This window comes from Paracoccus litorisediminis (assembly GCF_009711205.1).
Classification (GTDB): domain Bacteria; phylum Pseudomonadota; class Alphaproteobacteria; order Rhodobacterales; family Rhodobacteraceae; genus Paracoccus; species Paracoccus litorisediminis.
Genome location: NZ_WMIG01000001.1, coordinates 564013 through 583579 on the forward strand (window position 1 = coordinate 564013; position 19567 = coordinate 583579).

The following is a 19567-nucleotide window of genomic DNA, read 5'->3' on the forward strand; positions in this document are numbered from 1 at the left end:
CGGCGTCAACCCGCCCTGCGCTGTCGCGGTTCCCGGACAAAACGAGCCTTTCCTGCCTTGACGCGACGGGACGCTAACTCTAGGTTCCCGCCGATTTACCCGGAGAGATGACGATGGCCCATAAACCGACTGCATGTCTTGCGCTTGCCGACGGAACCGTTTTCTACGGACAGGGCTTCGGCGCGACCGGAGAAGTGGTTGCCGAGCTGGTCTTCAACACCGCGATGACCGGCTATCAGGAAATCATGACCGATCCCTCCTATGCAAGCCAGATCGTGACCTTCACCTTCCCGCATGTCGGAAATACCGGCGTGACCGAACAGGACGACGAAGCGCCTGAACCGGTTGCATCCGGCATCGTGGTGAAATGGGACCCGACTGAGCCCTCGAACTGGCGCGCGAACAGCAATCTGGTCGAGTGGATGGAAAAGCGCGGCCGCATCGGCATCGGCGGCATCGATACCCGCCGCCTGACCCGCGCCATCCGCCAGCAGGGCTCGCCGCATGTCGTGCTGAGCCACGACCCCGAGGGCAACTTCGACATCGCCAAGATGGTCGCCAAGGCGCGTGACTGGAAAGGCCTTGTCGGTCTGGATCTGGCCAAGGAGGTCAGCTGCACCCAAAGCTATCGCTGGGATGAGGGCCTGTGGGCCTGGCCGGGCGAGTTCGGCAAGTCGGAAGAGCAGAGGCCCTTCCGCGTCGTCGCACTGGATTACGGCGCGAAACGCAACATCCTGCGCTCGCTGGCGCAAAGCGGTGCCGAAGTGACGGTTCTGCCCGCCACCGCCACCGCCGAGGACGTTCTGGCCCATGACCCCGAGGGCGTGTTCCTGTCGAACGGTCCGGGCGACCCGGCCGCGACCGGCGCCTATGCCGTGCCGATGATTCAGGAACTGCTGAAAAAGGACCTGCCGATCTTTGGCATCTGCCTTGGCCACCAGATGCTGGCTCTGGCGCTGGGTGCAAAGACCGTCAAGATGGGCCACGGCCATCACGGCGCGAACCATCCGGTGCGCGACGTGGAAACCGGCAAGGTCGAAATCACCTCGATGAACCACGGTTTCGCGGTTGACGCGCAGACCCTGCCGGAAGGCGTGATCGAGACCCATGTCAGCCTGTTCGACGGCTCGAACTGCGGCTTGCGCATGACTGATCGCCCGGTCTTCTCGGTGCAGTATCACCCCGAGGCCAGCCCCGGCCCGCAGGACAGCGCCTATCTGTTCGACCGCTTTGCCGAGGCGATGCGCACCCGCCGCTGATCCGACTGCCGGGCTTATGCTTAACCCGTCCTTAACCATCTTTGCTGCAAAGAGGGGTGAACAGGACGGGAATCACCCATGGCCGGCAACTCTGCGCTTGCGACCAACCTGAAGTTTTCGGCAATCGCGGAATCACCCGCGATTGCCGCATTTGATTCCGCCCCGTCGCTGGTCCCGCCACGTGACTTGCGCCCCTTGGGCCAGATCCTGATCGAGGATGACGCGGTCGACCCCGCGAACCTGCTCAGGGCGCTGGTCATGCGTCAGCGCCAAAGCGCCCGGCTGGGCGAAATCCTGCTCTCGAATGGCTGGGTCGACGAACGCGCGCTGATCCGCGCGCTGTGCCGACAATGGCGCACGACCACCATCGATCTTGTCGCCACGCCCCCCGATACCCGCCTGATCGATATGGTGGGGGCCGGGCTTTGCCTTGCCGAAGGGATCGTGCCTTGGCGGCAGATCGGCGGCGTCACCTTTGTCGCGACCGCCCGCCCCGATGCGTTCGACGCCCTGCGCGCGCGCCTGCCGCAGGGGCTGGGCGATCTGCGCATGCTGCTGTGTTCGGAAAACGCGGTGCGCGAGGCGCTACTGTCGACCCGGCGCATCGCGCTGATCCGCCATGCCGAACTGCGCGTCCCGGCGCAGCTCAGCTGCCGCACCCGCGACGAGCGCCGCGTGGGCCGCATCGCCCTTGCGATCGGCGCGGTCGGCGCCGCTGCCCTGCTGCTGGCGCCGATCGCGGTCATCGCGGTTCTGACCTTCTGGGCGGTGCTGACGCTGCTAGCCTCGATGGTGCTGAAGGCGCTGTCCTTCCACGCCATCCTGCGCGATCGGGCCGAGGCGCGCGGGCTGGAACTGGCCATCGCCTCGGGCCGGGCGATTCCTTCGGAAATGAAGGCCCCGCTGCCCCTGATCTCGGTCATGGTGCCCCTGTTCGCCGAGGCCGACATTGCCGACCGCCTGATCGGGCGGCTGGCGCGGCTGGACTACCCGCGCGAGTTGATGGACATCCTGATCGTGGTCGAGGAAACCGACCGCGTCACCTGCGGGGCGCTTGAGGGCGTCGCACTGCCGCGCTGGATGCGGGTCATCAAGGTTCCCGACGGCCCGGTGCAGACCAAGCCCCGTGCCCTGAACTATGCGCTGAATTTCTGCCGCGGCCAGATCGTTGGCGTCTGGGACGCCGAGGACCGCCCCGAGCCCGACCAACTGCACAAGGTCGCGCGCGGTTTTCATTTCGCCGCCCCTGACGTGGCCTGCCTGCAAGGCGTGCTGGATTACTACAACCCCCGCACCAACTGGCTCGCCCGCGCCTTTACCATTGAATATGCGGCATGGTTCCGGGGCACTCTGGCGGGTGCTGCGGCGCTGCGACTGGTGGTGCCGCTGGGGGGCACGACGCTGTTTTTCCGACGCGAGTTGCTGGAGAATGCGGGCGGCTGGGACGCGTGGAACGTGACCGAGGATGCCGATCTGGGCGTGCGGCTGGCGCGACACGGCTACCGGACCGAGATGCTGGACACCGTCACCCACGAAGAGGCCAATTGCCGGCTGATCCCCTGGGTCAAGCAGCGCTCGCGCTGGCTCAAGGGTTTCGCGATGACCTGGGGCGTGCATATGCGCGACCCGCAGGCGCTGTGGCGCGATCTGGGACCGCGCCGCTTCATCGGGTTGCAGGTGCAGCTGGCGGCCTCGGTCTCGCAATATCTGCTGGCCCCGGTGCTGTGGAGCTTCTGGCTGCTCAGCCTTGGCCTGCCGCATCCGATGCGCGACTTGCTGGAAGGAAGGCTGGGTGGGCATGCCGTCCCGGCGCTGTTCGGGCTGTTCGTGGCCTCAGAACTGCTGAACATGGCTGTCGCCGCCTGGGCAACACGTGGGTCGGACCACCGTCATCTGTGGCCATGGGTTCCGACCATGCATCTTTACTTTCCGCTGGGCTGCCTTGCCGCGTGGAAGGCAATCTACGAGGTCGTCCGCCGCCCCTTCTACTGGGACAAGACCCAGCACGGGCTATACGATACGGTGCCTGATGAAGCACCTGCCGCGCCGCCGCAGCAGCAAGACGCGACGGCACCTGCCCCCCGGCAGGTGCCGCTGATCGGGTCGATCGGCTAGGCGGTCGCGGGCTGTTCGGACAGCGCCGCGTCGATGATCCCGCCTGCGGCGTTAACGGTTTCTTCCAGCCGTTGCGAAAGCTCGGCAAGGCTTCCCATGCCGGTCTCGCGCAGCAGGAAGGCCTGACCGCCATCGCCCAAGGCCTCCATGTCCAGCGGTCGATCGGTCAGCAGCCGCCCCGAACCTTGCAGCGCCCACAGGAAACGCCGGGCCGTGGCCAGCGTCTCGGCATCGGCTCGCGCGATCAGACCGGCGCGCGGACCGGCCCGCAATTGCGCCGCCACCGCCCGCGCAGGAATGCCCGCACGCAGCGCGAAGGACTGGGCCAGCAACTCGATATCCTGCAAGCGACCGCGACCGATCTTGGCCTCCCATGCGCCATCCGGGGCCTTGGCGGCAAAGATCCGGGCCCGCATCTCGGCCAGATCGGGCAGGACGCGCGGATTCTGGCCCTGCGTCTGCAGGACTTCCTGCCGCAGCGCCTCGACCTCATGGCCCAGATCATGGCCAGACGGGCCGCAGGACCCGATGACGCGGGCTCGGGTCAGGGCCAGATGCTCCCATGTCCAGGCCTCGGTCATCTGGTAATCGCGGAAACTTTGCACCGAGGTCGCGACCGGCCCCTGCCGCCCCGAGGGGCGCAGCCGCATGTCCACCTCATAGAGGCGCCCGGCCGAGGTCGGCGCGGACAAAGCAGTAATCATCGCCTGCGTCAGTCGCGCGTAATAGGCGCGCGGCGCCAGCGGCTTCGGGCCGTCCGAACTGTCCTGCCCACCGGCGTCATAGATCACGATCAGGTCCAGATCCGAGGCCGCGTTCAACTGCCGTGCCCCCAGCGAGCCCATACCCAGCACCACGGCGCCGCGTCCGGGCGGCGGGCCATGGCGGCGGGCGAACTCGGCGGTGACGACGGGGAACAGCGCGGCCACCGTCGCATCGGCGATATCGGCATATTGGCCGCCCGCCTCCTCGGCCCCGATCAGGGCGCGCAGGTGATGGACGCCGGTGCGGAACTGCCATTCATGCGCCCAACGCCGCGCATCGTCCAGCGCCCGCTCATAGCCGCCATCCCGCGCCGCAAGCCCCTGTTCCAGCACGCTTTCGATCTGACGATGCAGACCCGCAACGCCGGGCCATTCGGCAAAGAAGCTGCCGCCCAATACCGCGTCCAGCACCTCGGGGTGGCGGGCCAGATAGGCGGCCAACCCCGGCGCGGTGCCGCAGATATCGGCGATCAGGTCGATCAGCTGGGGATTGGCCTCGAACAACGAGAAAAGCTGCACGCCCGAGGGCAGCCCGGCCAGAAAGGCGTCGAAACGCGCCAGCGCATCCTGCCCGTGATCGCTGCCGGTCAGCCGCGCCAGAAGCTCGGGCTCGATCCGCACAAAGACCTGCCGGGCACGTTCGGTGCGCAGCGCCGGATAGGCGCGCCAGCCATCGACCATGGCCTGCGCCTCGGGCGAAAGCCGGGGCCGTTCGCGTTTCTCGGCGGGGGTGAAGAAGCTGGCGGTCAGGGTCTCGACCCGTTCCAGACGCCCGGTCAGACGCTTTGACCAGACCGCGCTGTCGCCCTCGCCCATCATCTGCGCGATGGTGGCGATGCCCTCGGGCGAGGTGGGGACCAGATGGGTCTGGGCGTCATTGACCATCTGGATGCGATGCTCGATCTCGCGGTGTTCGCGGTAATGATCGGTCAGTTCGGCGGCGACTTCGGGCGGAATCCAGCCCTTATCGGCCAGCCGCGCCAGCCCTTCAACGGTGCCGCGCACGCGCAGGTCGGGGTCACGGCCCCCGGCGATCAACTGACGGGTCTGGGTGAAGAACTCGATCTCGCGGATGCCGCCCTGACCCAGCTTCATATTGTGGCCGGGCACACCGATGCGGCCATGCAAGCCCTTGTGATCGCGGATGCGGCGACGCATGTCGTCGGTGTCCTGAATGGTCGCGAAATCCAGATGCCTGCGCCAGACAAAGGGGCGCAATTCGCGCAAAAAGCGTTCGCCCACCTCAAGATTGCCGCCGCAGGGCCGCGCCTTGATATAGGCCCCGCGTTCCCATGTGCGGCCCTCGGCCTCGTAATAGGCCAGCGCCGCCGAGACCGACATGCAGACCGGCGTCACCGCCGCATCGGGGCGCAGACGCAGGTCGGTGCGGAAGACGTAGCCCTGATCGGTATTGTCCGAGATGGTCGCCGCCGCCTTGCGGGTGGCGCGGATCAGGGCGGCGCGGGCATCGAACTGGTCGTCGCGGGCATAGGCGCTGTCGTCGTAAAGCACGATCAGGTCGATATCCGAGGAATAGTTCAGCTCCCCCGCGCCCATCTTGCCCATGGCCAGCGCGGTGATGCCGCCCGCATCGCTCTGGGTCGCGGGCAGTTTGCCGCGCGCCTGCTCATGCGCGACATGGACGCGCAGCGCCAGGTCGGTGGCCCGGTCGGCCAGCCGGGTCAGCGCGCCGGTCACCTGCTCAAGCGTCCAGACCCCGCCCAGATCGGCCAGCCCCGTCCACAGCGCCACCCGCCGCTTGGCACGGCGCAGCGCCGGTCCCAGCGCCTCGGCGGACAGCGCGTCGAAGCCTTCGGTTTCGCGTTGGACAATATCCAGGCCCTCGGCATCCGGCTGGGTCAGCATGGCCGTCAGCCACCCCGCCTCAAGCTGGATCAACCCCGACAGATAGGGGCTGCACCCGGCCGCGCCGCGGATCAGCTCGGCAAGGCGGTCATCAAGCGGCCCCAGCAGGTCGACAGCGACCTGCCCCCGCGCGGGGTCATGGGGAATCGGAAGGCGGGAGATGCGGTCATGGAATGTCATGGCCCGACCCTATCCGGGGCCAAGCCAAGGTCAATGTCACCGGCGCAGGCAGTTGCCCGATCCTCGACACGAAAATGTCACGGCCGCCGCGGCGGATCGGCGCAGATGGCCTTTTCGGCGCTTGGACTCGGGCGGATCTGTTGCTACGCTTCCGCCATTCCTTGACCCGAAAAAGCTGGTTGGCCGTCCCTTGTCGAGATGCGCAGATCTGATCAGGTTGCAATTGCCCCGGCGCGCACGCGGCCCCGGCCCGGCTAAGGCAGGGCACGGCTGATGCGGCACACCCTGCCCCATGCCCCCCAGTTCTATGTCACCGCTCCGCAACCTTGCCCCTATCTGCATGGCCGGGCCGAGCGGAAGCTGTTCACGGCACTGGCCGGGGATTCCGCCAATGAGCTGAACAATGCGCTGTCGCGGCAGGGCTTCCGGCGGTCGCAGAACGTGCTTTATCGCCCCAGCTGCGAAAGCTGCGTGGCCTGCATGTCGGCGCGCATCCGCATTTCCGAGTTCTCGCCCTCGCGCACCCAGCGCCGGGTGCAGAAGCGCAACGAATCCCTGCGCCGCATGGCCACCAGCGCCTGGGCCACCGAGGAACAGTATGAACTGTTCCGCCGCTATCTGGACCAGCGCCATGCCGATGGCGGCATGGCCGATATGGATATCTTTGAATTCGCCGCGATGATCGAGGAAACCCCGGTCCGCACGCGCGTCATCGAATACCGCCTGACCCAGCCGGGCTGTGCCCCCTCGCAGGACGATCCGCTGATCGCGGTCTGCCTGACGGATGTGCTGGATGACGGGCTGAGCCTTGTCTACAGCTTCTACGACCCGCGCTATGAGGCGGCGAGCCTTGGCACCTATGTGATCCTCGATCATATAGAACTGGCGCGCAGCGCGGGCCTGCCCTTCATCTATCTGGGCTACTGGGTCCCCGGCAGCCGCAAGATGGATTACAAGGCCCGCTTCGCCGCGCTGGAGATCTACAAGGGCGGAGTCTGGCAGCCGATCGGCGATCCGGCGCAGCACAGTTCCGACATCCATCCCCTGTCCGTCGATCCGATTGTCGAGCAAGTCGCACGGATCGATCTGCCGCAACGCGCCCGCTAGGCGCTGATTTCGGCAATAAAATTACAATTAGCAGCCATTTGCGGTCATTTTCTTGGATTTGGCCCATTGACCCTGCCGTGCCGCCCCCATAGGTTCCGGCGGCGCGACGGCGGAGGACCACGAATGAGCCGCCCGCGAGGAACACATAAGGAGAATGGGCATGTCCCGAACCATGACGGGTGCAAGGATGGTTATCGAAGCTCTGCGCGATCAGGGCGTCGACACCGTATTCGGCTATCCGGGTGGTGCGGTACTACCCATCTACGACGAGATCTTTCAGCAGAATGATATCAAGCACATCCTGGTTCGCCACGAGCAGGGTGCGGTCCACATGGCCGAGGGCTATGCGCGTTCCACCGGCAAGCCGGGCGTCGTTCTGGTGACCTCGGGTCCGGGCGCGACCAATGCGGTCACCGGCCTGACCGATGCGCTGCTGGATTCGATTCCGCTGGTCGTGCTGTCGGGTCAGGTCCCGACCTTCCTGATCGGCACGGATGGCTTCCAAGAGGCCGATACCGTCGGCATCACCCGCCCCTGCACCAAGCATAACTGGCTGGTCAAGGAAACGGACGACCTGTCCGCGACCATCCACAAGGCGTTCCACGTGGCCACCTCGGGCCGTCCGGGCCCGGTTCTGGTCGATATCCCCAAGGACGTGCAATTCGCCACCGGCGAATATGTCGGCCCCAAACAGATCGACACGCCCAGCTACCAGCCCGCGAAAAAGGGCGATCTGGAGGCGATCACCCGTCTGGTCGAGCTGATGGAAAAGGCCGAGCGCCCGATCCTTTACACCGGCGGCGGCGTCATCAACTCGGGGCCTGCTGCGGCGCAATTGCTGCGCGAACTGGCCGATGCGACCGGTTTCCCGCTGACCTCGACCCTGATGGGTCTGGGCGCCTATCCGGCCTCGGGCAAGAACTGGATCGGTATGCTGGGCATGCACGGGCTGTATGAAGCCAACATGGCCATGCATGATTGCGACCTGATGATCGCGGTCGGCGCACGTTTCGACGACCGCATCACCGGTCGGGTCAAGGATTTCAGCCCCGGCTCGGTCAAGGTGCAGATCGACATCGATTCCAGCTCGATCAACAAGGTCATCCATGTCGACCTGCCGATCGTCGGCGATGTCGGCCATGTGCTGGAAGATATGCTGAAGATCTGGAAGGCCCGCGGCCGCAAGACCAATGCCGAAGGCGTCCGCAAATGGTGGACCCAGATCGAGCAGTGGAAGGCGGTGAAATGCCTGACCTATCGCAACTCGGACAAGGTCATCAAACCTCAGCACGCGCTGGAGCGTTTGCAGGCCCTGACCGCGCATCGCAAGGATCGCTACATCACCACCGAGGTCGGCCAGCACCAGATGTGGGCCGCGCAGTTCCTGCATTTCGAGGACCCGAACCGCTGGATGACCAGCGGCGGGCTGGGGACGATGGGCTACGGCCTGCCCGCGTCCATCGGCGTGCAAGTCGCCCATCCCGAGGCGCTGGTCGTCAACGTCGCGGGTGAGGCCAGCTGGCTGATGAACATGCAGGAAATGGGCACGGCCGTGCAGTTCCGCGCCCCGGTCAAGCAGTTCATCCTGAACAATGAACGGCTGGGCATGGTTCGCCAGTGGCAGCAATTGCTGCATGGCGAGCGTTACAGCCAAAGCTGGTCGGAAAGCCTGCCCGATTTCGTGAAACTGGCCGAAGCCTTTGGTTGCAAGGGCCGGTTGGTCAGCGACCCGGCGGAATTGGACGACGCGATTCAGGAAATGCTGGATTACGACGGGCCCTTCATCCTCGACGTGATGGTCGAGAAGCACGAGAACTGCTTCCCGATGATCCCCTCGGGCAAGCCGCATAATGAGATGATTCTGGGCGAAGCCTCGACCGAAGACGCCATTACCGGCGTCGGCGGGGCACTGGTCTGATCATCATTACAGGGAAGACAAGAACATGGCGGCACTGAAGATCGAAAAGGGCGCGTCGAGCCATTCGGCTTATGACCTGCGCGACCCCAACGCCCAGACCATCGAAAGCCACACCCTTGCGGTGCTGGTCGATAACGAGGCGGGCGTCCTTGCCCGCGTCATCGGCCTGTTCTCGGGGCGTGGTTTCAACATCGACAGCCTGACCGTGGCCGAGGTGGACCATCTGGGCCACCGCTCGCGCATCACCATCGTGACCCGCGGCACGCCCGCGGTGATCGAGCAGATCAAGGCGCAGTTGGGCCGCATCATCCCGGTCCACGAGGTTCATGACCTGACCGTCGAGGGACCCAGCGTGGAACGCGAACTGGGCCTGTTCAAGGTTTCGGGCAAGGGCGACAAGCGCGTCGAGGCGCTGCGCATCGCGGAAATCTTCCGCGCCAACGTGGTCGACTCGACGCTGGAAAGCTTTGTCTTCGAGATGACCGGCACGCCCGAAAAACTGGACGCCTTTGCCGAACTGATGCGCCCCCTGGGCCTGTCGGATCTGGCCCGCACCGGGGTCGCTGCGCTGGCGCGCGGCGCCTGAAGCCTAGCCCGCCGCCGCGATCCGGCAGGATCGCGGCGCGGCATCGTAATCGTCATTCGAGATCACGCGCAGCGGTGGCGGAGGTGTGTCGGCCATCTTGCGCAGGATGCCCGGCAGTTGCGACTTTCCCGGCGCTGACAGCAGACTGACCCGCCGCGCCAAGCGATGCTGGCCCACATCCTCGCAGTCAAGTTCGACAAGATCGCCTGCTTCGGGCCATTTCTCGGCCAGCAGGTTGTCGCGGCCCTGCAAATAGGCCAACGCGGCGTGATCCTCGCACCAGATGATCGCCTTTTCTCTGGGCGGATCGCTCCACAGAACGACACCGATCATCAAAATCCCCCCAAGCATTCCCCGACATATGGCGGGACCCGGACTCAATCTGTAGGCGAACGTATTGGCGAACTATCGCCTATGGAAGAAGAAACATCGGCAAGGGCTTGCCTATGCTTTCAGGCAAGTGGAACCCCTTGCACAGCGCTTCCTCAACCATTGTTAAGGATCTGCTAAAATTATTGGATATAAATGGGTTAACAGGCCAATCAGCGGATTCGAATCTGCTGCATCTGTGCCACAGGGTCAGAAATTATCGCACCCTTCCAGCACGATAATCTGCGACAGCCCTGCTGACCTGCTGCATCCGCGCAGCGTTCGACGGATGGGTGCCCAGAATTCGATCACCCGGATCGGGGATGCGGGCAAAGAACTGGGCGCCATGTTCCGGGTCAAATCCCGCGTTCAAGGTGATGATCGCGCCCAGATAGTCGGCCTCCAGTTCCCAGTCCTTGGAATAGTAGCGCGCGCCGAACTGCGCCCCCATCTGCTGGGCGTTCTGGATCGCCTCATCGGTGCCGCCATAGGCGCTGGCCAGCCCGCCCAGGATCACCGCGCCCATGCTGGCGGCGGTGGATTTGCGGTCGATATGCCCAAGGATATGGTGGCTGGCCTCATGGCCGACGACGAAGGCCAGCTCATCGGCATTGCGCGCCTCTCCGATCAGGGACAGGGTGAAGCCGATCACCGGGCGGCCCTTGTCGTCGATGGTCTGGAAGGCATTCGGCTCCAGCCCCGAGCGGTCATCGACGACGAACTGGAAATCGCAATTGATCGGCTGGGTGCGGCGCTGCACGCATTCGCGTTCAACCGCCGGCTCCATCCGGTTGATCACGCTGATAAAGGACCGGGCCGAGGCGCGCGCGCCCATCGCCAGATCAGGCGAGGGTGCGATCTGCGGCGCTGGTTGGACCTGGGGCTGCGACACCGGCTGGATGGCGCAACCCGCCAATGCCAATGCCGACACCACCGCTGCCTGCCAAGCCTTCATGATCGCTGTCTCCCGCCTTCTATTCCGGCGGAGCCGTCCGCACGTCGCGCCACCTTATCCGGCCTTGCGCATCCGCGCCAACCCCCGCCCTTGCCGAGACGCGAAACTCACGCGAATGTTGCAGTGTAACCGCCCAGAAAGGCCCGCAATGTTCACCATCGAACATGAATTCGACGCCACGGTCATCACGCTTGTCGACGAGCTGCCCGAAGGTTCGCCTCTGGGGGCACGGCCCTTGAACGAGGATGTCGTGATCCAAAGCTTCGACGACCGCATCATCGTCGAGCAATACGATCCCGACACCGGCGAGCTGGCCCAGATCGTCTTCACCATCGAGCAGCTCGAAGAGCTGCGCGCCGCCCTGAACCTGCCCGAGGGCAACTACCGGCTGGAACGGCGCTAATCGATCCGGAACACCTTGTCGCGCGAGGTCGCCCCGCGCGTCAGGACCAGCCGCGACTTGGCTACGCCCAGTGCCTTGGCCAACAGCTTGACCACGGCGGCATTGGCCTTGCCGTCCTCGGGGACGGTGGTGACATGGACGCGGATGGTGGCGCCGTCCACGGTCACAGCGTTGCGCGACGCTTTGGGCGTCACCCGCACCGCGATCTCGGTACCGGGGAGGGCAAGGTGGCTGAGGTCGGTCATGGCGTCCGTTGCTCTGGTCATTTTCTGCCTTATATGGCCATCTGCGCCCATCCCGCCACCGCGCGTCACCACGCCGGAAACCCGCGCCTGCCTGTCAGGTGCCACGACCTTCGAGGCCCGCCTTGCAACATACCGATCCCGCGACGCTGTCTTTCCTGCGCCACCGCCGCTCGCATCCCCCGAAACTGCTCAGCGGCCCGCCGCCCGCCCGCGCCGAGCTGATGGACCTGCTGGAGCTGGCCGCGCGCGTCCCCGATCATGGCAAGCTGGAGCCGTGGCGTTTTGCCGTGCTGGAGCGGGCGACGCTGGACCGACTGGCCCCGGTTCTGGCCGATTTCGTGGCCGCAAACGGCGGCGATGAGACGGCGGTGGAAAAGGCGCGTTCGGCCTTTGCCTCGCCGGTGATCATCGCTGTGATCTCGACCCCGGTGGACAGCCCCAAGATCCCCGAATGGGAGCAGTTCCTGTCTGCGGGCGCGGTCTGTCTTGAGCTGCTGAACGCGGCACTGGCGGCAGGCTACGGCGCGGCCTGGCTGACCGGCCCGGCGACCCAGCCGGAATTTGCGCAGACACATCTGGGCATTGCCCCCGGTGAGCGTATCGTCGGCCTGATCCATATCGGTCAGCGCGGCAATCCGCCCCCGGATCGTCCCCGCCCCGACATCGCGTCCAAGACGGTGTTTCTGTGATGGTCCTGACGGCCCTGACCCGCGCGTGGGGTGATCTGCTGCGCCCGCGCATCTTTGGCGTCGTGGTGCTGGGCGTTGCGCTGACGCTGGTCCTGTTCGTGGCGCTGCAGGCCGCCGCCTTCTGGGCGGTCCGCCTCTTTGCCCCCGAGACCCTCAGCCTGCCCTGGATCGGGGAAGTCACGCTTGGCCCGGCGCTTTCATGGGGCACGCTGCTGCTGTTCCCGATCATGTCGATCTTTCTGATGGCCCCGGTGACCGCAGGCTTTGCCGGGCTGTTCGCCGAGCGCGTCGCCGACGCGGTCGAGGAAACCCATTACCCCGGCATCAAGGGCCTGCCCGTCAATTTCATGGACGGGCTGTGGGAATCGCTGGCGGTGATGGGCGCGGTAATCGGGGTCACCTTGCTGACGCTGGTGCTGACGCCCTTTATCGGTCCCTTTGCCAGCATCCTGTTCTATCTGGCGAACGGTTGGCTGCTGGGGCGCGAGTTCTTTCAGATGGCGGCGCGTCGTCACCTTCACGCCCCGCAAGCCAATGCGCTGCGCCAGCGGATGCTACGTCAGTCAACCACGCTGGGCGTGTTGCTGACGCTGCTGGTCACGATCCCCTTCGTGAACGTGCTGGTCCCGGTGCTGGCGGCGGCGGGCTTCACCCACCTTTATCACCTCAGCACGCGGCGCTAGCTGGTCCAGCCCTCGATATCCGAACGGGTGATGACGCCGCCAAGGATGACCCAGGCAATCCCCGCCCAGATCAGGGCCGCGATCAACGTGGCCCAGATCATCTTCTTTTTCAGCTTCGGCTCATGCGGGGCGCCTGCGGGCGTGCCGGGGGTCACCCGACCGACATCGGCCTGACTTTGCTGGCCGATCGGCAGCAGCACGAACAGCACCAGAAACCACAGCACGGCATAAAGGACGATGCCTCCGGTCAGGTTCATTGAGCCTGCCCCCGCTCGCGTTCTGTTCCGTGAATGACTGCCTGCATCTTCCCCTCCCGTCCTGCTGCCGCAGTTTTAGGCTGCGGACCGCACACGGAAAAGCGGAATCGGCCTCAGACATATCGCCGTTAACCGGTTCTTAGGGGAATCGGGCGAATTTGATTCAACGAAGCCATTCATTTGAAGGATTCTGATGATGACAGACGATCTGACGAGGAATCTTGACGAATACCCCGCGTGGCGCGCCACCCTGCCCCAGCGCCCCTTGGCCGGACTGACCGTGCTGGTGGTCGAAGATTCCCGTTTTGCGTCCGAAGCGGTGCGGCTGTTGTGTCTGCGATCCGGGGCGCGCATCCGCCGCGCCGATACCATCCGCGCAGCGCTGCGCCATCTGCAGACCTATCGCCCCGGCGCGATCATCATCGACATGGGCCTACCCGATGGCGACGGGGCCGAGGTGATCCGCACCATTTCTCGGACCCGGCCACGCGCGCCGGTGATCCTTGGGATTTCCGGAAATCCCGAAAATCGTGATGCGGCGCTGGCTGCCGGGGCGGACGGCTTTCTGGCCAAGCCGATCGAAAGCCTTGGCCAGTTCCAACACGCGATCCTTGCCGCCCTGCCACCCGAGGCACGTCCCACCGGGCTGCGCGCCGTCCCCGATGACGTGATCGTCCCTGATCAGGCCGCGCTGCGCGACGATCTGGCCCATGTCGCCGAGGTGCTGGATCTGGCCGATGACATCGCCGCCATCGAATATATCGCCCGGTTTCTGGCCGGGGTGGCGCGCTCGGCCCATGACCGGCCGCTTGAGGATGCGGCGACGGCCCTGGCGCGCAATCGCGACGGCGGCACGGCACTGGCAATGGACATGGCCCGGATCAGCAGCATGGTGCAGGACCGCCTGACCGCCGTTCAGCGCTGCTGAAGCGCCGCCTCGGTCAATTCCGACAGCCGCGTGATCTGGCCGCCATCCGGCGCGAAATTCTCGGGCGCCAGCCATTGATCATAGGCATCCCGCAGCGCCGGCCATTCCCCGTCGAGGATCGAGAACCACGCGCTGTCGCGGTTCTGCCCCTTGACGATCAGGTGCTGGCGGAACGTGCCCTCATAGGTGAAACCGTAGCGCCTTGCCGCGACCATCGACGGGGCGTTCAGCGCATTGCATTTCCATTCGACCCGGCGATAGCCCGCCTCGAACGCCCAGCGGATCATCAGCAGGATCGCCTCGCTGGCGGCGGCGCTGCGCTGCAGGACGGGGGCAATCTGGATATGCCCGATCTCGATCACGCCATTGCCACGGTCGATGCGCAGGTACGAGGCGACGCCGCCGATCTTGCCGGTCGCGCTATCGCGCAGGGCAAAGAAATAGGGATCAGGCTTGCCCGCAACCTCGGCCTGCCAGTCGCGATAGGTGGTCAGATCCGCGAAGGGGCCGTAGGGCAGGTAATCCCAAACCCAGTCCTGCCCCTGATTGGCCAGGAACAGGTCATCGGCATGAAGCGCGGGGTCCAGCGGCTCCAGCGTGACATAGCGCCCCGGCAGGGCCTGGCCCGGCGCGGGTGGCGTGGTGAAACCCTGAACAATTGGGCCGGTCGGTCGCTCGGTCATTCCAGTTCCTGACAGATTGAGGTCAGGCCAGAATCCCCGGATCGCGGCCAAGATCAAGGCCCGGAAAGATGATCCGCTCCAGCATGTCCTGTTCGATACCGAACTGGCCGCGCAGCGCCCAAGCGGCATAAGCGCGGATGTCGCGCGTCGGCATCAGGTCGCGATCGGCGTAAAGCTGTCCCTCGCCCAGTCCCGGCCAATCGCCATAGGCGCGCCGTCCCTTGATCGCGCCGCCCGCCATGATCAGCGCGCCGCCAGTGCCGTGATCGGTCCCGGCCGAGCCATTCTCGCGCACGGTGCGGCCAAACTCGGTCATGGCCAGCACGGTGGTACTGCCCCAGTTCGCGCCCAGACCATCGCGCAGCGCAAGGATGGCAGCCGCCAGATTGTCCAGTGCCCGGCCCAGCACTGCGGTCTGGTTGGCATGGCTGTCCCAGCCTGCCAGCGAAAACGCCGCGATCCGCGATTCTGCATTCAGCCGCGAGGCGGCAAAGGCCCCCAGCGCCGCCGCATCCGCCGTCGGTCCCTTGCCCATCTCGGATTGCGAGGTCTCGGACGCGATGCGGAAGGCATCCCGCGCCGATTCGCGAAACAGCGCGTCCTCGTGATAGACATGGTCCAGCAGCGATTGCGCTTGCGGCGACATGGTCAGCGCGGCGCGCGGCGCCCAGCCCAGATGCGCGGCCTCGCCACTGAGGATGCGCATCGGCTCGACCCCGACGGAATAGGCGGTCTCGGCCTTGGCCTGCGGCATAGCCTGCAGCAGCCGGTTCAGCCAGCCACCCGCGCGCCAGTCGATCGGCAGGTCATTGCCCGACCCGGCCTCAAGCAGGTCCTGCCCGTCGAAATGGCTGCGCTTGTCGCGGTAGGGCGTCGAGACGGCATGGGCAAAGGCCAGCTCGCCCTTTTGCCACAAGGGCATCAGCGGGGCCAGTCGCGAGTGCAGCGCATAGAACCCGTCCAGATCCATCGCGCCATTGTCCGGCCCGGTCGAGATCTTGCTGCGCAGCTTGGCCAGCATCGGGTCGCCGTAAGGCTGGATCGCGTCCAGCCCGTCCATGGCGCCGCGCAGGATGATGACGACCAGCCGGCTGTCGGCTGGCAGCGCCGCAAAGGTGATGGTGCTCGTCAGCGGATGCGCCGCCGCCGAGCAGCCGATCAGGGCCGCGGATTTCAGGAACAGGCGCCGGTTCAGAAGGATCATGGTTGCTCCTATCGGCGGTTGAAATCACTGGAGGCGAGGATCAGTGCCACGCCCTCGGCGCGGTTCTCGGCTTTGGGCACGGCCCAGTCCAGCTCGGGCGACTGGGTGCCGCCAAGTGCGGTTTGCAGCATGTCGCGCGGATCGGGCAATGGCTTGACGAATTTGCGCGGGGTCTGCAGCGCCCAAGAGATCCTTGCCGCCAGCAACTGTGGCGCGATCCAGGCCTCGGGGGCCTCGGGCCAGCCATCGGGACCGACAGGACGCATCCAGCGCTGCCCCATCCCGGCCAGCGGCTGGAACAGTATCGCTGGAAGCTGAGGAAAATCCAGCGCCATCACCTGCTTGCCGGTGACGCCAAGCGCGCGCAGCGCGGCGACCATATAGTCGAAGGGCTGTCGCACCTTCTGGCGGAAGGTGGCCTCCAGTTCAGGATGGGTCATCATGACGCGGTAAACCTGCGGCAGATGGCCGTCGGTCTCGCGCCATTTCGCGGCCATCTGATCGACCAGATCGGCCGAGGGGCTGTCCGAAACGAAATGTATCGCCAGCTTGCGCGAGACATGCTGCGCCGTTTCGGCGCGGCGCGCGATGTCGCGCAAGGCCAGACGAATGTCGCGCAGGGTCGCCTTATTCTCGCCGCCATAGCTGACGCCCAACACCGTCTCGGCCCCCGGTTCGGCGATCTGGGGCAGGTATTCGAAGCCCTTCTGCAGGTTGTAGCTGAGGCCGGTCAGCAACTCGGCCAGCTGGCGTACATCGGCCTGCGTATAGGGCGCACCAACGCCCAGCGAGTGCAGCTCCATCGCCTCGCGGGCAAGGTTCTCGTTCAGGCCAAGCGCCTTGTCGGGCTGGCGCCGCGCCGCCATGGAATTCGGCCCGCGGCTGGTATTTTGGTTCAGGTAGACCAGCATCATCGGATGCGTGTCAGCGGCAAAGAACATATCCTCGAAGCGGCCACCGATATGCGGGCGGATCGCCTCGTTGACATAAGCAGAGCCAAGCGGGTTATTGGCCAGACCGGTCGGCACTGCAGTGAAGTGATCTGACCAGAACTGCACCAATCGCTCACCGAAGCCGAAAGGGTCATCGACGGCCCGTGCGATACGGCCCTGCAGGTCGCGCGCCAGTTGGCGGCCCATCAGCTTATTCTGGACGCTGTATTCCTTTTCAGCAGCTTCGCTATCGTACCTCGCCCTGCGCAGACGAGTGCGAAGCTTGGTCATTTCGCGCGCCTGCTCGCTGGTCATCGAACCCGGTTCAGGCGCGGCCAGACCAAGACCCGCCAAAAGTTCGGCCGGATCCTGTGGCGGCGGCATCAGCGGTGACAGGCCGAAGCCCAGCCGGATGGCTGCAAGCTGGGGAAAATCGACATTCATGCGGGCGACCGTCACTTCAAGATAAGCTCAATTCCCTCAAGCTTATGCCACGGTGGGGCGGAAAGGTCAGTTCACGCTTTTGGCAGGCCCGCGCAATGGCGCGGGAAATCGCCGAAAGCCCGAAGGCTTTCGGCAGGTTTTCAGGCAGTTGCCGGAATTTACTCTTTCGGCAGACTGCGCAGGCGCAATTCGCGCATTTGTTCGTTGGTGGGCTCGGACGGCGCGCCCATCATCAGGTCTTCGGCGCGCTGGTTCATCGGGAACATGATGACCTCGCGGATGTTCTGTTCATCCGCCAGCAGCATCACGATCCGGTCGATGCCAGCCGCGCAGCCACCGTGGGGCGGCGCGCCATAGCGGAAAGCCTTGACCATGCCGCCGAAACGCTTCTCGACCTCGTCATGGCCATAGCCGGCCAGCTCAAAGGCTTTGAACATGATTTCCGGCTTGTGGTTGCGGATCGCGCCCGAGATCAGCTCATAGCCGTTGCAGGCCAGGTCATACTGGTAGCCCAGCACCTGCAGCGGATCGCCATTCAGCGCCTCCATCCCGCCTTGCGGCATCGAGAAGGGGTTGTGGCTGAAGTCGATCTTGCCGTCGTCGGATTTCTCATACATCGGGAAATCGACGATCCAGGCGAATTTGAACTGGTTTTCCTGCGTCAGGCCCAGCTCGCGACCGATCTCGTTGCGGGCGCGACCGGCGACCGCCTCGAAGTTCTCGGGCTTGCCGCCAAGGAAGAAGGCGGCGTCGCCCTCGCCCAGGCCCAGCTGGACGCGGATCGCTTCGGTCTTTTCTGCACCCAGCGCCTTGGCGATGGGACCGGCAGCCTCGGTCGAGCCATCCTCGGCCTTGCGCCAGAAGATGTAACCCATGCCCGGCAGGCCCTGTTGCTGGGCGAAGGCGTTCATGCGGTCGGCGAATTTGCGCGAGCCACCGGTCGGCGCGGGAATGGCGCGAACCTCGGTCCCGTCCTGCTCCAGCAGTTTCGCAAAGATCGCAAAGCCGGAATCGCGGAAATGGTCCGAGACAATCTGCATCTCGATCGGGTTGCGCAGGTCGGGCTTGTCGCTGCCGTATTTCAGCAGCGATTCCGCGTAAGGGATGCGCGGCCATTCGGCATCGACCGGGCGGCCCTTGCCGAATTCCTCGAACAGGCCCTGAATGACCGGCTGGACGGTGTTGAAGACGTCCTCTTGCTCGATGAAGGACATCTCAAGGTCAAGCTGGTAGAAATCCGTCGGCGAGCGGTCGGCGCGCGGGTCTTCGTCACGGAAGCAGGGCGCGATCTGGAAATACTTGTCGAAGCCCGCGACCATGATCAGCTGCTTGAACTGCTGAGGGGCCTGCGGCAGCGCGTAGAACTTGCCCGGATGCAGGCGCGACGGCACGAGGAAGTCGCGCGCGCCTTCGGGGCTGGACGCGGTGATGATCGGGGTCTGGAACTCGGTGAAGTCCTGATCCCACATGCGGTTGCGGATCGAGCGGATGACCTTCGAACGCAGCATGATGTTGTTGTGCAGGCTGTCGCGGCGCAGATCGAGGAAGCGGTACGCCAGACGGGTTTCCTCGGGGTAGTCCTGATCGCCAAAGACCGGCAGCGGCAGGTCGTCCGACGGCCCCAGCACCTCGGTCGCGGTCGCATAGACCTCGATCTCGCCGGTGGGAAGCTTCGGGTTGATCAGCGAGGCGTCACGCAGCTTCACGCGGCCGTCGATGCGGATCACGGTCTCGGCGCGCAGCTTTTCCAGCGCGGCAAAGGCCGGGCTGTCGCTGTCGGCGATGACCTGAGTGATGCCGTAATGATCGCGCAGGTCGATGAACAGCACGCCGCCGTGATCCCGGACCCTGTGGACCCAGCCGGACAGACGGATTTCGGACCCGGCATTCGCGGCGGTCAGCTCGCCGCAGGTATGGCTGCGATAGACGCTCATCTTGTTTTCCCCTTGGTTTCAGCGCACGCATCAAGCGCGACAGGCC

General features: G+C 65.2%; 18 protein-coding genes. 9 read left to right on the forward strand and 9 right to left on the reverse strand.

The window, feature by feature from the left end; all coding sequences use genetic code 11:
• Positions 1–113: 113 nt before the first annotated feature.
• Both carA and GL300_RS02880 read left to right on the forward strand, forming a co-directional pair.
• On the forward strand, positions 114–1259 hold the full coding sequence (carA, locus tag GL300_RS02875; protein WP_155038053.1) for a glutamine-hydrolyzing carbamoyl-phosphate synthase small subunit: 1146 nt from the start codon (positions 114–116) through the stop codon (positions 1257–1259).
• A 78-nt stretch (positions 1260–1337) separates the two neighbouring features.
• Positions 1338–3374, forward strand: coding sequence for a glycosyltransferase (locus GL300_RS02880; RefSeq protein ID WP_155038054.1), 2037 nt, complete (start codon positions 1338–1340; stop codon positions 3372–3374).
• Here GL300_RS02880 and GL300_RS02885 read toward each other — a convergent pair.
• Entirely contained in the window at positions 3371–6184 is a 2814-nt protein-coding gene (locus tag GL300_RS02885; protein ID WP_155038055.1) for a bifunctional [glutamate--ammonia ligase]-adenylyl-L-tyrosine phosphorylase/[glutamate--ammonia-ligase] adenylyltransferase, read from the reverse strand. The two genes, GL300_RS02880 and GL300_RS02885, sit on opposite strands and share 4 nt — an antisense overlap.
• A 273-nt stretch (positions 6185–6457) precedes the next feature.
• On the opposite strand from GL300_RS02885, the gene GL300_RS02890 reads away from it, so the two are divergent.
• The 3 genes from GL300_RS02890 (at position 6458) to ilvN (ending at position 9795) form a co-directional block, all read left to right on the forward strand.
• Complete coding sequence (locus tag GL300_RS02890; protein WP_155038056.1) at positions 6458–7291, forward strand: arginyltransferase; 834 nt, start codon at positions 6458–6460, stop codon at positions 7289–7291.
• Positions 7292–7451: 160 nt separating this feature from the next.
• A complete protein-coding gene (locus tag GL300_RS02895) occupies positions 7452–9209 on the forward strand; it encodes an acetolactate synthase 3 large subunit (protein ID WP_155038057.1) in 1758 nt (585 codons plus the stop codon).
• A gap of 25 nt (positions 9210–9234) precedes the next feature.
• Positions 9235–9795: an acetolactate synthase small subunit gene (gene ilvN / locus GL300_RS02900; protein WP_155038058.1), complete on the forward strand. Its 561-nt coding sequence runs from the start codon at positions 9235–9237 to the stop codon at positions 9793–9795.
• A gap of 3 nt (positions 9796–9798) precedes the next feature.
• On the opposite strand, the gene GL300_RS02905 is transcribed toward ilvN, so the two are convergent.
• Positions 9799–10128 carry a hypothetical protein gene (locus GL300_RS02905; protein WP_155038059.1) on the reverse strand — a complete coding sequence of 110 codons (330 nt, stop codon included), beginning with the start codon at positions 10126–10128 and terminating at the stop codon, positions 9799–9801.
• A 253-nt stretch (positions 10129–10381) separates the two neighbouring features.
• Positions 10382–11122 carry a M48 family metalloprotease gene (locus GL300_RS02910; RefSeq protein ID WP_425495921.1) on the reverse strand — a complete coding sequence of 247 codons (741 nt, stop codon included), beginning with the start codon at positions 11120–11122 and terminating at the stop codon, positions 10382–10384.
• Between the two features lie 145 nt (positions 11123–11267).
• Here GL300_RS02910 and GL300_RS02915 point away from each other — a divergent pair, with 145 nt between their 5' ends.
• A complete protein-coding gene (locus GL300_RS02915) occupies positions 11268–11522 on the forward strand; it encodes a hypothetical protein (RefSeq protein WP_155038061.1) in 255 nt (84 codons plus the stop codon).
• Here the strand turns inward: GL300_RS02915 and GL300_RS02920 are convergent.
• Complete coding sequence (locus tag GL300_RS02920; RefSeq protein ID WP_155038546.1) at positions 11519–11767, reverse strand: DUF167 domain-containing protein; 249 nt, start codon at positions 11765–11767, stop codon at positions 11519–11521. The genes GL300_RS02915 and GL300_RS02920 overlap by 4 nt on opposite strands.
• 122 nt (positions 11768–11889) lie before the next feature.
• Between GL300_RS02920 and GL300_RS02925 the strand changes: the two genes are divergently transcribed.
• Both GL300_RS02925 and GL300_RS02930 read left to right on the forward strand, forming a co-directional pair.
• Positions 11890–12456 (forward strand): nitroreductase family protein, encoded by a 567-nt coding sequence (locus GL300_RS02925; protein WP_155038062.1) that lies wholly within the window; start codon positions 11890–11892, stop codon positions 12454–12456.
• Positions 12456–13139 carry an EI24 domain-containing protein gene (locus GL300_RS02930; protein ID WP_155038063.1) on the forward strand — a complete coding sequence of 228 codons (684 nt, stop codon included), beginning with the start codon at positions 12456–12458 and terminating at the stop codon, positions 13137–13139. The genes GL300_RS02925 and GL300_RS02930 overlap by 1 nt, the downstream gene beginning before the upstream one ends.
• Here the strand turns inward: GL300_RS02930 and GL300_RS02935 are convergent.
• Positions 13136–13396, reverse strand: coding sequence for a DUF1467 family protein (locus GL300_RS02935; RefSeq protein WP_155038064.1), 261 nt, complete (start codon positions 13394–13396; stop codon positions 13136–13138). The two genes, GL300_RS02930 and GL300_RS02935, sit on opposite strands and share 4 nt — an antisense overlap.
• Before the next feature lie 196 nt (positions 13397–13592).
• Here GL300_RS02935 and GL300_RS02940 point away from each other — a divergent pair, with 196 nt between their 5' ends.
• On the forward strand, positions 13593–14324 hold the full coding sequence (locus tag GL300_RS02940) for a response regulator (protein WP_155038065.1): 732 nt from the start codon (positions 13593–13595) through the stop codon (positions 14322–14324).
• Here the strand turns inward: GL300_RS02940 and GL300_RS02945 are convergent.
• The 4 genes from GL300_RS02945 to aspS all read right to left on the reverse strand — a co-directional run bounded on the left by GL300_RS02945 (position 14312) and on the right by aspS (position 19521).
• On the reverse strand, positions 14312–15007 hold the full coding sequence (locus tag GL300_RS02945; protein WP_155038066.1) for a GNAT family N-acetyltransferase: 696 nt from the start codon (positions 15005–15007) through the stop codon (positions 14312–14314). The genes GL300_RS02940 and GL300_RS02945 overlap by 13 nt on opposite strands.
• Positions 15008–15029: 22 nt before the next feature.
• Positions 15030–16211: a DUF1501 domain-containing protein gene (locus GL300_RS02950; RefSeq protein ID WP_155038067.1), complete on the reverse strand. Its 1182-nt coding sequence runs from the start codon at positions 16209–16211 to the stop codon at positions 15030–15032.
• Positions 16212–16219: 8 nt separating this feature from the next.
• Complete coding sequence (locus GL300_RS02955; protein ID WP_155038068.1) at positions 16220–17587, reverse strand: DUF1800 domain-containing protein; 1368 nt, start codon at positions 17585–17587, stop codon at positions 16220–16222.
• A 158-nt stretch (positions 17588–17745) separates the two neighbouring features.
• Entirely contained in the window at positions 17746–19521 is a 1776-nt protein-coding gene (aspS, locus tag GL300_RS02960) for an aspartate--tRNA ligase (protein WP_155038069.1), read from the reverse strand.
• Between the last annotated feature and the right edge of the window lie 46 nt (positions 19522–19567).

What these genes read in the sequence shown, in the direction of transcription:
- carA (WP_155038053.1), top strand. Translation starts at nt 114, where the DNA reads ATGGCCCATAAACCGACTGCATGTCTTGCGCTTGCCGACGGAACCGTT.
- GL300_RS02880 (WP_155038054.1), top strand. Translation starts at nt 1,338, where the DNA reads ATGGCCGGCAACTCTGCGCTTGCGACCAACCTGAAGTTTTCGGCAATC.
- GL300_RS02885 (WP_155038055.1), bottom strand. Translation starts at nt 6,184, where the DNA reads ATGACATTCCATGACCGCATCTCCCGCCTTCCGATTCCCCATGACCCC.
- GL300_RS02890 (WP_155038056.1), top strand. Translation starts at nt 6,458, where the DNA reads ATGCGGCACACCCTGCCCCATGCCCCCCAGTTCTATGTCACCGCTCCG.
- GL300_RS02895 (WP_155038057.1), top strand. Translation starts at nt 7,452, where the DNA reads ATGTCCCGAACCATGACGGGTGCAAGGATGGTTATCGAAGCTCTGCGC.
- ilvN (WP_155038058.1), top strand. Translation starts at nt 9,235, where the DNA reads ATGGCGGCACTGAAGATCGAAAAGGGCGCGTCGAGCCATTCGGCTTAT.
- GL300_RS02905 (WP_155038059.1), bottom strand. Translation starts at nt 10,128, where the DNA reads ATGATCGGTGTCGTTCTGTGGAGCGATCCGCCCAGAGAAAAGGCGATC.
- GL300_RS02915 (WP_155038061.1), top strand. Translation starts at nt 11,268, where the DNA reads ATGTTCACCATCGAACATGAATTCGACGCCACGGTCATCACGCTTGTC.
- GL300_RS02920 (WP_155038546.1), bottom strand. Translation starts at nt 11,767, where the DNA reads ATGACCGACCTCAGCCACCTTGCCCTCCCCGGTACCGAGATCGCGGTG.
- GL300_RS02930 (WP_155038063.1), top strand. Translation starts at nt 12,456, where the DNA reads ATGGTCCTGACGGCCCTGACCCGCGCGTGGGGTGATCTGCTGCGCCCG.
- GL300_RS02935 (WP_155038064.1), bottom strand. Translation starts at nt 13,396, where the DNA reads ATGAACCTGACCGGAGGCATCGTCCTTTATGCCGTGCTGTGGTTTCTG.
- GL300_RS02940 (WP_155038065.1), top strand. Translation starts at nt 13,593, where the DNA reads ATGACAGACGATCTGACGAGGAATCTTGACGAATACCCCGCGTGGCGC.
- GL300_RS02945 (WP_155038066.1), bottom strand. Translation starts at nt 15,007, where the DNA reads ATGACCGAGCGACCGACCGGCCCAATTGTTCAGGGTTTCACCACGCCA.
- GL300_RS02950 (WP_155038067.1), bottom strand. Translation starts at nt 16,211, where the DNA reads ATGATCCTTCTGAACCGGCGCCTGTTCCTGAAATCCGCGGCCCTGATC.
- GL300_RS02955 (WP_155038068.1), bottom strand. Translation starts at nt 17,587, where the DNA reads ATGAATGTCGATTTTCCCCAGCTTGCAGCCATCCGGCTGGGCTTCGGC.
- aspS (WP_155038069.1), bottom strand. Translation starts at nt 19,521, where the DNA reads ATGAGCGTCTATCGCAGCCATACCTGCGGCGAGCTGACCGCCGCGAAT.